The organism is Phaeodactylibacter sp. (genome assembly GCF_040219495.1).
Taxonomy (GTDB): Bacteria; Bacteroidota; Bacteroidia; order Chitinophagales; family Saprospiraceae; genus Phaeodactylibacter.
Window position 1 is genome coordinate 26,834 of sequence record NZ_JAVJSK010000141.1, and the last position, 10,341, is coordinate 37,174.

The 10,341-nt window shown below is 52.4% G+C and carries 9 protein-coding genes; 2 read left to right on the forward strand and 7 right to left on the reverse strand.

Features of this window, described 5'->3' with window-relative positions:
- Positions 1-238 precede the first annotated feature (238 nt).
- A complete protein-coding gene (locus tag RIC19_RS22810) occupies positions 239-1,414 on the forward strand; it encodes a hypothetical protein (RefSeq protein ID WP_350180696.1) in 1,176 nt (391 codons plus the stop codon).
- 198 nt (positions 1,415-1,612) lie between these two features.
- Here RIC19_RS22810 and RIC19_RS22815 read toward each other — a convergent pair whose 3' ends face one another.
- The 6 genes from RIC19_RS22815 to RIC19_RS22840 form a co-directional block, all read right to left on the reverse strand.
- Complete coding sequence (locus RIC19_RS22815) at positions 1,613-2,356, reverse strand: NAD(P)H-hydrate epimerase (RefSeq protein ID WP_350180697.1); 744 nt, start codon at positions 2,354-2,356, stop codon at positions 1,613-1,615.
- A gap of 68 nt (positions 2,357-2,424) precedes the next feature.
- Positions 2,425-2,736: a GNAT family N-acetyltransferase gene (locus tag RIC19_RS22820; RefSeq protein WP_350180698.1), complete on the reverse strand. Its 312-nt coding sequence runs from the start codon at positions 2,734-2,736 to the stop codon at positions 2,425-2,427.
- A gap of 3 nt (positions 2,737-2,739) precedes the next feature.
- Positions 2,740-3,246, reverse strand: a complete 507-nt coding sequence (locus tag RIC19_RS22825) for a DUF6702 family protein (RefSeq protein ID WP_350180700.1) — start codon at positions 3,244-3,246, stop codon at positions 2,740-2,742.
- A complete protein-coding gene (locus tag RIC19_RS22830) occupies positions 3,243-3,866 on the reverse strand; it encodes a HupE/UreJ family protein (protein WP_350180701.1) in 624 nt (207 codons plus the stop codon). The genes RIC19_RS22825 and RIC19_RS22830 overlap by 4 nt, the downstream gene beginning before the upstream one ends.
- Before the next feature lie 2 nt (positions 3,867-3,868).
- On the reverse strand, positions 3,869-4,717 hold the full coding sequence (locus RIC19_RS22835) for a pirin family protein (protein ID WP_350180702.1): 849 nt from the start codon (positions 4,715-4,717) through the stop codon (positions 3,869-3,871).
- Positions 4,714-5,316 (reverse strand): nitroreductase family protein, encoded by a 603-nt coding sequence (locus RIC19_RS22840; RefSeq protein WP_350180703.1) that lies wholly within the window; start codon positions 5,314-5,316, stop codon positions 4,714-4,716. Before RIC19_RS22840 ends, RIC19_RS22835 begins: the two co-directional genes overlap by 4 nt.
- A gap of 218 nt (positions 5,317-5,534) precedes the next feature.
- On the opposite strand from RIC19_RS22840, the gene RIC19_RS22845 reads away from it, so the two are divergent.
- On the forward strand, positions 5,535-6,770 hold the full coding sequence (locus RIC19_RS22845; protein WP_350180704.1) for a hypothetical protein: 1,236 nt from the start codon (positions 5,535-5,537) through the stop codon (positions 6,768-6,770).
- An 85-nt stretch (positions 6,771-6,855) separates the two neighbouring features.
- Here the strand turns inward: RIC19_RS22845 and RIC19_RS22850 are convergent, their stop codons facing one another.
- Positions 6,856-10,221: a VCBS repeat-containing protein gene (locus RIC19_RS22850; RefSeq protein WP_350180705.1), complete on the reverse strand. Its 3,366-nt coding sequence runs from the start codon at positions 10,219-10,221 to the stop codon at positions 6,856-6,858.
- Between the last annotated feature and the right edge of the window lie 120 nt (positions 10,222-10,341).

Sequence of the window (10,341 nt, forward strand, 5' to 3'; positions counted from 1 at the left end):
TTACCTCCCGGTAATTTTATACTGGACGGTCTATCGCAGGCCCGAACCCTGCTGATTCAGCACAACGGGCCGGTAGGCTATCGTCTACTTTCAGGAATCGCAGAGAATTTGGAGGCGAAAGAGCGATAAAGGCTCTGCTATCGCAAGGACTCGCGTATGTCCCGGCTGACTGCTCATTCCTGCAAAAGATAAAAATTCTCATTTTGTAATCAACCTAATTAACACAAACCTTAGAACAATGAAAAAGGTACTATTAACAGCATTTGCCCTGATATTGGGCGTAAGCCTGGCTATGGCTCAGGGCAACAAGTCGGACGTAAGCCAAAGCGGTAACAATAACGGTGCTACGGTTACTCAAACCGGAGCAAACAACCTGAGCAAACTTAGCCAGGAGGTAAAAACAAACACCGCGGTTATTACCCAGACTGGTGATGACAACACCTTGCAAAATTCCAAAACCCAGACTGGCGATGTCGCTCGCCAAAGAGCAACAGCTGATTTCACGTTGCTTCAGGACGGCAGTAACAATACAATGGGTTTGTACCAGGGCAATCAAAAGAACAAGGCTTATGTACAGCAGATTGGCAATGAAAACGAAGCTGACGTAGCGCAGGTTGCTTTTGGTGGCGCCATTCCTGTAGCTAACCGCACCGATCTGGATCAGCTTGGTGATGCAAACAAAACAGAGGTCATCCAGGGCATCAATGGAGGAAACCACGAAGCCAATACCGCCACTATTAGCATTTCAGGTAGCAATAACGGCAATGTGGCTAATGGTGCAGCCGGTGATGATTGGATGACGATGGAGCAGTACGGTGATTTTAACGACATTGATGTGACCGTCGTGGGTGATCGCAACGATGTAGATATCACCCAGCAAGGTGACAACAATGATGTTTTAGTTGAAGCGGGTGTCTTCGGTGGAGCAAACGCTAACAGTATAAGTTTCGATCAGGATGGAGATGGTAACTATCTGGAAACGAAACTGGTCGCAGGCTCAGAAAATAACACTTTAAACGGCGCACAGGCCGGGGATGACAACTTTTACCGTTTTGGGTTCAGAGGTGATAATAATGAGGTCAATTTGACCGTAGATGGAAACGATAACAAAGGGTCTTGGGGGATTTCTTCAAGCTTCCCTGAGCGGTCAGATGACAACACTCTCAATATCAATGTTGTTAATGGTGGCAGTGGCAATGATACATCCGGTAAAGTTGATGGCGACAACAACGACATTGTAATCGTACAAGATGGGGCAAATAACATGGTTGGAACCTCCTGGTTCAATCGGGACGGAGTGGACATTACAGGAGATATGAATTCTGTGGATATCATGCAGACAGGTAACAACCACTCTACAGTGAATACTATCACTGGTAACGGAAACACCACCATTGTAAATCAGAAGAACTAAATCAAATGACGGGCCAGCCACAAGGCCCCGTAAAAACGTGAGGGGGATAGCAGCAAAGGCAGCTATCCTCTTTTTCATGGCTTCACTTTGGTAACTCAGTCCCTTTTGCAGTCCGGCACCGAACTCATTTTAATCAACCCTGCCAATCCTGACAGGGTTTTCTGTTCTAGGATGCGGTTTGATCAATACGTGATAGGCCTAGGGCAGCCGCAACACATCCGATTCCGTAAACAAATCCGGCACCTTGATCTCCAGGCCAGGGTTGGCATACAGCACGCGGGGCACCGAGATGTCCCCCAGGTACAGTTCGCCACGGTAGCGCTGTACGGCCTCCTCGTACAGTCCTTTTTTGGGCAGGGCCAGGGTAAGCGTCGCCCGTGCCTTGATAGCAGGAGAGTGCACTTGCCCGGCGGTCAGCTCTATGCCGGAAGGGGTATCCAGGGCCAGGGTAGGCGCAGTTTGGCGGTTGGCCCACTCAATAAAGTTCTTGATCACCCCCTGTGGGTCGCCCATCAGCCGGTAGCCGATAAGACCATCAATGATCAGCTCTCCTTCCAGGCGTTCCGGCAGGTGCTCTGCGGGGGAGAACGTGGCGCCCATAGCAGAAAGGGTTTGGTATTGCTGCGCAGTGGCACTGTTAAGCGCTTCAGGCGGATGGCTCAGATAAATCTGCACCCTCGCCCCCCAGTTGATGAGCCGGCGGGCAGCTACTAATGCCCCGCCCCCATTATGGCCTTTGCCGACCAGCAGCGCAACGACTTTTCCCTGCGGATTGCCGTCAAGGAACCGGTCGCGGGCAAGGACAGCCAGGCAACGCCCCGCATTTTCCATCATTTGCAATAGCGTGATGCCGTAAAACTCCGTCATCAAACGGTCTACTTCAATCATTTGGGGTACATCAAGGGTGGGCACTTCGTCCCGGAAAACGCGTATACTGCTCATGGAATGGATTCGTTTCGGTTGCAATAGTACGTATTCTCCGGGAGTTTTCCCGGAATATCCAGAGGTCTTTATTCACTGACATTAATGCCGGGTGCCAGAATAGACTTCCACTCCGGATGCCGGGCAATATAGCCGGCCATGTAGGGGCAAAGGGGCATCACCACAAGATCGTTGTCTTTGGCATAGGTCAGTGCAGCTACCGCCAAATGGCTGGCGAGGCCATTGCCTTCCAGTCCGCGGGGCACTTCGGTATGAGTAAGGATCAGCTTTTGCGTGGTCTTGATGTACTCCGCAACCGCCGTTTTAGCTTCGATTTTCACTTCAAAGCGCCGCCTTTCGGGATTGTGCTGTACCGGATGTTGAGCAAGGTTGATTTTCATCAGTTAAAAGGTTATGCTGACTTCCTGCACTTCCACATCCATCTGTGTGGTATAGCGGCGGTCAGCGTCCAGACCAAAATAAAACATATTGACCTGCTGAGGAAATGTAGTCGTTAGTATGGTATTGAAGATACGCACTTGTGCCAACTGCGCGGAATCAAGGGGCGGGCTCTTGAAATACAGCACCAGCCCCATTTGCTGCTCGGGCTGCATACGCTGGTAAGACAAGCAGATCTCTTCACCGCCCGACCAGACATCAAAAACCTGATCGAAGTAACCTTCCAGGTAGGACAGCATAGCCGGGTCATCAGCTTGCGCTACGATGTTGCAACGGTAGCCGTAGTTCTGGAGAAAAGCCGCTTCCACATCATCCTGAAACACCCGGAACTGAACTTCCAGGTAGCGCTTCTCTTGTTCGTATTTTACGGCCGTATAGCTCATTTTCAGAGGGTGCCAGCTACACCAAAGCAAAATGGCCCCGCCTCCCGCCAGAACACTCCAGATCTTCATGCGGCAACCATTAGCTCCAGAATGATGGTCAGCGCAATGCCCGCAGCGCCCCCCGAAACGACGAGGTTCCACTCCTTATGTGGGGTGCGCAGGACCCGGGTAAACAAGACCAGCATCAGCATAAACAGGCCCACCACAATCAGTTGCCCGGCTTCCAGGCCCAGGTTGAATGCCAGCAATTGATTGACGATACTGCTTTCGGCCCCGAGCAGAAAACGAAAGTAGTTGGAAAAGCCCATGCCGTGGATCAGCCCGAAGACCAGGGCTGCCCCGTAGTTAAAGACCTGCCTACGGTCAAACAGCGGCCCCCGGTCGGGCACTTCGCCCCGGCGGATATTGTTCGCAGCCGTCATCAAAATGGTGAGCGGGATGAGCAAATCAATCCAGCTTTGTGGCACCCGTATAAGATCCAGAGCGGCAAGCGCCAGCGTCAGGCTGTGCCCAATCGTGAATGCCGTGACGAGCACCAGCACGTTGCGCCATTCCTCCCAGCGGTAGAGCGCGCAAAGGGCCACGATAAACAAAATATGGTCGTACCCCTGCAGGTCCAGAATATGGGTAAACCCAAGCTCCAGATAGGTCCCGAATTCCTGTGCAAATGCGTTGTGCAAAAAGATCATAACTATCCTTTATTGATCATAGGGACTTCTATGAGCAGCAGCTCAATATCGGTAGCCGCTTCAACGGTTATGGCATCCGTATCCCAAACACCAAAGCCATCGCGCCGTTCCAGAGGCTGACCGTTGATTTTGCACTGGCCTTCCAGCACAAAAGCGTAAACCCCGTTGCCCGTATAGCGAATGGGATAGCGGACTGTTTTGCCCGCGTCAAAGTCCCCCCGGCTGTATACAGTCTGCTGATGAATATACAACGCCTCCCCTTCCTCCGGGGAAGCCAGGACCTGCCACTTATTTTGGCGGTCTTCCGGTTCAAAACGCCGCTGATTGTAACGTGGCTTCAGCCCCATCTGATTGGGGAACACCCAAGTTTGCAGCAACTTGCAGGCTTCTGTTTTGCTGGCGTTCGCTTCAGAGTGGCGGATGCCCGTGCCTGCCGACATGACCTGCACCTCGTTTTCCCGGATGACACCCTGCCCACCGTTGTTATCCTGATGCATCAGCCCGCCTTCCAGTTGGATGGTAATGATCTCCATATTCTCGTGGGGGTGCATGGGGAACGCACCACCGCCCGCAATCCAGTCATCGTTCAAAACCCGGAGCAGCCCGAAATTCATCCGGTTGGGGTCATAGTACCGGTTGAAGGAAAAGCTATGCTTGCCGACGAGCCAACTGGCACGCGTTTCGCCACGGGTATCAGCTTTATGCAGCACACTTTTGAAGCCGGGGTCTGCTACTACCGGTTGAGCCAATGCCTTGGTGGCTTTATCCGTTTGCTCCGGTGCCGGTTCCGCACTGCAGGAAGCCAGCCCCAAAACGGCCAGGAAAGCCAGGTAGGAAAATATATTCTTCATGATGCGGTAATTTTGTGCGTGAAGGTATCTACCGATTTGCGGCTGCGGGGTGCCTGCTCCCGGCTGCGGAGGGGCTCCTCAAGCTGCTCAGGGTCACCCAGATAGCCTAAAGCCATGAAGCAGACCGGTTCCAGCCCTTCTTCCAGGTCAAACTCCGCTACGGTTTTCTGGAAGTCAAAGCCGCCCATCATATGCCCGTAGATGTCCATATCGGCAGCCTGCAGCAAGAAGTTCGTATTGGCAGCGCCGGTATCGTGGAAGTAATGGCGGTTGGGCTTACCGGTGCGGGCCAGGTTGGCTTGTGCCAGGCTCAGTACCAGCACACTTGCCCCTTGTGCCCAGGCACGGTTGCCTTCAAGAATACAGGAAAGCAGCCGGTTGAACCCTGCTTCATCAGCACGGTGGGCGTACAGGTACTGCCAGGGCTGTTCATTGTAAGAGCTCGCTGCCCAGCTGGCCGCTTCAAAGAGAGCTGCCAGGTCCTGATCGTTGATGGGGCGCTCGGCAAACGCCCGGGGGCTCCACCGTTTTTTGATTAAAGGGTGTACCGCAGATTCGGTCTGCGCTGTTTTATCTGCTGGCAATTGCGATTGAGACATAGCTGAATTTTTATATTTCGGTGTTCAAACATCAAAAATACACATTTAGTTTGTCTTTTGCAAACCTGCCATCCGTCACCTCTGAATTTTCCTGAAAAACAAACGCCAACAAACTCTAATTGTTAACTTTCGCCAGGCTGACTCGTCTAACCAAAAAATTGAAGTTTGCAAACGCATTCCTAAAGTCCCAACACACTCTTACAAAACTTGCATAGCCTATGCCCCTGAGCAACAAACTGCAGTGGACGCCCCTGGCCCGGGCGGGTTTCCGCTTCCTGTTTATCTACTTCCTGCTGTATATGCTTTCCAATCAGTCGGGTATTTCCATCCTGTTCCGAAAAGCCTGGCACCCCCTTATTCATGTATTCGGAAAAGCGCTGCTTGGAGTTGAAGCGAGCAGGGATGTACTACAAACAGGCAGTGGCGATGGGCTTTACAATTACATCAGCGTCGCCTTTCTCCTGACGTTGTCCATATTGTGTACGCTGGTATGGTCGGTTTTAGACAAGCGGACTTCTTACAGCAGGCTATTGCAGATGCTAGTGGTAGTGGTTCGGTATTACCTCATCGTTCAGATGGCCCTTTATGGCTTGGCCAAAGTCCTTTACAGCCAGTTTCCGGAGCCGGCCTTTCACCGGTTGCTCCAACCTTTTGGTGAGTCCTCTCCCATGGGGCTGTTGTGGACTTTCATGGGCTATTCTTATGGGTACAATCTTTTCACAGGTATGGGGGAGTTGCTGGGAGCAGCCTTGCTGTTGTTCCGGCGGACCACCACCCTCGGGGCGCTCGTCACCCTTGGGGTGATGGCTAATGTGATGGTGCTGAATTACTGCTACGATGTACCCGTCAAGATTTTGTCCACTCATCTCGTCATCTTCTGCTTGTTCCTCCTCGCCCTCGACGGCCCACGGCTAGCCCGGCTATTTGTGCTCAACCTGCCTACCGCAGCCGCCTATGATCCGGAGCTGTTTTCCAGTGCACGCTACCGCAAGGTGAAGAACACCCTTAAGGGATTGGTGATGCTTGGCGGCATTACTGCTGTGGCCGTTATCATCAGTCAATACACCAACCAACCCAAGCCGCCTCTGTACGGTTTGTACAGGGTGGATACTATGGTGCGTAACCAAGACACGCTCCCCCCGCTGCTCACCGATGGCCGGCGCTGGCAGCATATCGCGGTGGAGTTCCCCGGCAGAGCATTGATACAGACGATGCCGGGGCATATCCGTTGGTTTGACCTCGAAGTAGACACCTCTGCTCAGTGGGCCGTTTTTACGCAGGGCCGTTTCAGCGATACCCTTTACTATGAACGCACCGGCGCGGTCTCCTGGCATTTCCGGGGCATGGTCAGAGGAGATACCGTCTTGGTTGGGGCTACCTGGCGGGATAAGGAAGACTTCCTGCTAATGGGCAGAGGGTTTAACTGGACCAATGAAAGCCCTTTCAACCGATAAAAAACCGGGAGTAGAGCTGCGATCTCCCTACTCCCGGTCGACTTGTTGAGTCTGCAAATTACTACACTGACCCGACGCATCAAGTCTACTGTACAGCCCGGTCGCCTACCCAGGCAAACATCTGTAGCGGCGCATCGTTATTCCCAACAATCAGCGCCGGACGCTGTCCGCCCAAACGGATGAGCGCCACATCCTTGACATTGCCATGTGCAAACAAGCCACTCTCCGGCATGTAAAGGGAGGTAGAGAATGTCCCATCACCATGCCCTTTTAAATAGAGGCCCTTTCCGGCATCGTAAGACGCCGTTTCCACCTCCGTTTCAAAAATATTGCCCGCCAGCACTGCATCCAAATGGCCGTCCTGGTCAAAATCTTCCACAATAATACTGTTGACTGGCGCTAGTTGCATAGCATTGGGCAATTGGTGCATGACAAAGCTCCCGCCCGTATTTTCAAGGTAGACGGTTGCGAAGTTGTCAACCTGCAAGTGCAGGGCTTCCGACAGCTTGTCAGCCCCGTAGATGTCTTCCAGGGAGGAGGAGGCAAAGGAAGCATAAGACTTGAATTTATCAGCCAGGAAGGGCATTTGTGTTGTCGAACACTCTTTCCCCCGAACCGGCACGATCTCCCCTTTGTAATGCTTGCTCAGGACGATATCAGGAGTGCCGTTCCCGTCAAAGTCGTTACAAAAGACATGCAGGTTTTTTTCCTGACTGGGGTGAAATTTATTGTTCAGTCCGATGTTGCCTACCAAGAAGTCCTGATCGCCGTCGCCGTCAAAATCACCGGGCTCAATACTGTACCACCAGCCACGGATTCCTGTATCTTCCAGTACCGGTACTGACTGCAGCCGGCCATTCTGATTGCGCAGGTAGGTGATGGGCATCCACTCTCCTACCACCATCAGGTCTTCCCATCCATCGCCATCGACATCTGTCCAGGAGGCGTCCGTAATCATACCGATGCGCTCCAGCCCGGGATAGACCTCTGCGGTCACATCCGAAAACTTACCGCCATCATTTTGCAACAGGTACGATTGCGGATGATGTGGATACATGCCCGGGAAGGTCCGGCCACCTACCAGCAGGTCCAGGTCGCCATCTTTGTCCCAGTCTCCCGCTTCCACTACAGCGGTACTCGAAGTCAGCCGGGGCAAAGCATTCGTGGCTTTGGTAAACCGCCCCTTCCCATCATTGAGGTACAGGCGGTCTTGCAATTGCTTAGCTCCCTCCCGGAATGCGCCTCCGCCACCACTGGCGACGTACAAGTCCAGGTCGCCGTCCTGATCAGCATCAAAGAATAAGGCTCCCAGGTCTTCTGAACCTGAGTCCTCTGCAAAGGCGGCCTGAACCGAAGGCTCGAAGATCATAGTTGAGGGCTGCGTGTATAAAGCGCCGGGTTGTCCTTTGGCACCGCCCACGTAGAAGTCTTCCAGCCCATCGCCATTGACGTCAGCCACGGCTACACAGGGCCCCAGGCGTGACTGCCGGTGCGGCAACAGTACTTCCGAAGCAAAATCATCATAATTATTTTCGATATGCCGAAAAGCAAGGTTCCTTTGCTGATTGGTAATGTCTGAGAAGGCCGGCTGCCGCTTGACGTCCGGCTTTGCCATTAGCGCTACCTCCCGCTTATCCACAACATGCGTTTGGTTGATAGCTGGCCCCTGTATGGTGGTCACCTGCCCGTTGGGCCAGTGAATTTCTGCACGGTCCACAGCCGCTACCTCAGCAAGCCCAAAGTGGGCAGCCGGCTCCACAAAGGACTGATACCCCCGGGTAAAGCTGTATTCGACCATTTGCTGCTGCTCCCCGTAGAAAATCTTGACCTTGGAGTTCAGGCAGTCATTGAACGTATTACCGGCTCTGAGCTCGAAGCGGATGTAGTTGCTGTTGCCCTTTTCTCGGTCGTTATTTTTCAGGACAAAAGCCTTGCTGGCCAGGTTATTGGTCACGATGTCCAAGTCGCCGTCTTTATCGAGGTCAGCGTATACGGCACCGTGTGAGAAAGAAGGCGTGTTCATCTTCCAGGCCGCGCTAACATCCTCAAAAGTCAGATCGCCTTTGTTGTGGTACATGTAGTTCGGAATGGGTTGGGAGTTGGCCGTCAGCAAATGATTGTAGTAGGCCTCAGGTGACTTCCCCTCCTGCTCGTAGCGGTCTTGCAGCTTGAGACGCCAGTCATTGTCTTTAGTATCCCGGTAATACCCATTGGTCACCAGAAAATCTTTATAGCCATCGTTGTCAAAGTCAGCCAGCAGCGCTGCCCAGCTCCAATCGGTCTGCGCCGTACCTGCCATAAGGGCAATTTCACTAAATACACCATAGCCCCGGTTCAACTGCAGGGTGTTGAACATGTACTGCGGTGCAAACCCCTGTATGTCATTGAGCCAGGTAAACTGATCCACGTTCATGGAAGCCATCAGGGTTTTGTTGCGGAAGTGGTCTCCCGGGGTCATATCGACTACCGACAGGTCTACCAACCCATCATTATTAATATCGGCGGCATCACAGCCCATTGAGTAAAAAGACACATGTGAGTTTTTGCTCTTGATTTTATCGGTGAAGGTGCCATTGCCGTTGTTGAAGTAGAAAAAGTCCGGAATGAAATAGTCATTGGCGATGTAGATGTCCAGGAACCCATTTTCGTCAAAGTCTGAAATAGCGAGCCCAAGCCCGAAGCCCGGCTTGTACAGCCCCGCCTCCCGGGTGATATCTGTAAATTTGCCATTGCCTTCGTTACGGTACAAGGTGTTGATGTCTTGCCTTTGCACCTCGGGCTCCAGTGCAGCGAAAGTCTCATGCCACTTGACGGCATTGCCCTCCCGGTTGCGCAGAGAGTGGTTCATTACGAAGAGGTCCAGATCGCCATCACCGTCCATATCGAAAAAAGCAGACTGTGTCGTCCGGGAATCATCGGCAATACCGTAAGCCGCGGCCTGTTCGGTAAAAGTGCCGTCCTGATTGTTAACATAAAGCTGATTGGCCAGGTCCTGCCGGTTATTGGTTGGGCCGGAATTGCTGACGTAGATATCCAGCCAGCCATCTTCGTTGATATCGACCAGAGTGGCACCGGTAGACCATTTGCCTTTCGAGTCGATGCCCGCCTTTTGCGTAACATCCGTGAATTTCAGATCACCCTCGTTGAAGTAAAGGGTATTAGCCGCATGGTTGCCACAGAAAAACAGGTCGGTCAGCCCATCGTTGTTAAAGTCGCCGGCAGCAAGGCCGCTACCGTTGTAGTAGTAATCGTAAAAACCAAGGTGCAAATCCGGCTTTTCGATGATCTTGTTTTCGAAATCAATGCCGGTTTCGGCGGCAGGCAGCAAAGTGAATTGTTCGTAGGATGCCCCCAGCGTACCCGCAGTATTGGTTTGTTGTTCGTCACAAGACTGCAGCGCAAGCCCGAACAAGAGCAGCAAGCTCCAAATAACTGAGATTTGACTTTTCATAAGTTTCCTTTAATAGCGTTTGTTAACGTAATTTTTGTATGCCCCTGGATTACCTTTTTCACCAGCTCTTCATCACGCCTGTCTGTGTCTCGTTGCTTAGCGGGACAGGGCTTGATCTGG

Bases quoted from the DNA above. Each gene is read 5' to 3' on its own strand.
- RIC19_RS22810 (WP_350180696.1), top strand. From the start codon at position 239: ATGAAAAAGGTACTATTAACAGCATTTGCCCTGATATTGGGCGTAAGC.
- RIC19_RS22815 (WP_350180697.1), bottom strand. From the start codon at position 2,356: ATGAGCAGTATACGCGTTTTCCGGGACGAAGTGCCCACCCTTGATGTA.
- RIC19_RS22820 (WP_350180698.1), bottom strand. From the start codon at position 2,736: ATGAAAATCAACCTTGCTCAACATCCGGTACAGCACAATCCCGAAAGG.
- RIC19_RS22825 (WP_350180700.1), bottom strand. From the start codon at position 3,246: ATGAAGATCTGGAGTGTTCTGGCGGGAGGCGGGGCCATTTTGCTTTGG.
- RIC19_RS22830 (WP_350180701.1), bottom strand. From the start codon at position 3,866: ATGATCTTTTTGCACAACGCATTTGCACAGGAATTCGGGACCTATCTG.
- RIC19_RS22835 (WP_350180702.1), bottom strand. From the start codon at position 4,717: ATGAAGAATATATTTTCCTACCTGGCTTTCCTGGCCGTTTTGGGGCTG.
- RIC19_RS22840 (WP_350180703.1), bottom strand. From the start codon at position 5,316: ATGTCTCAATCGCAATTGCCAGCAGATAAAACAGCGCAGACCGAATCT.
- RIC19_RS22845 (WP_350180704.1), top strand. From the start codon at position 5,535: ATGCCCCTGAGCAACAAACTGCAGTGGACGCCCCTGGCCCGGGCGGGT.
- RIC19_RS22850 (WP_350180705.1), bottom strand. From the start codon at position 10,221: ATGAAAAGTCAAATCTCAGTTATTTGGAGCTTGCTGCTCTTGTTCGGG.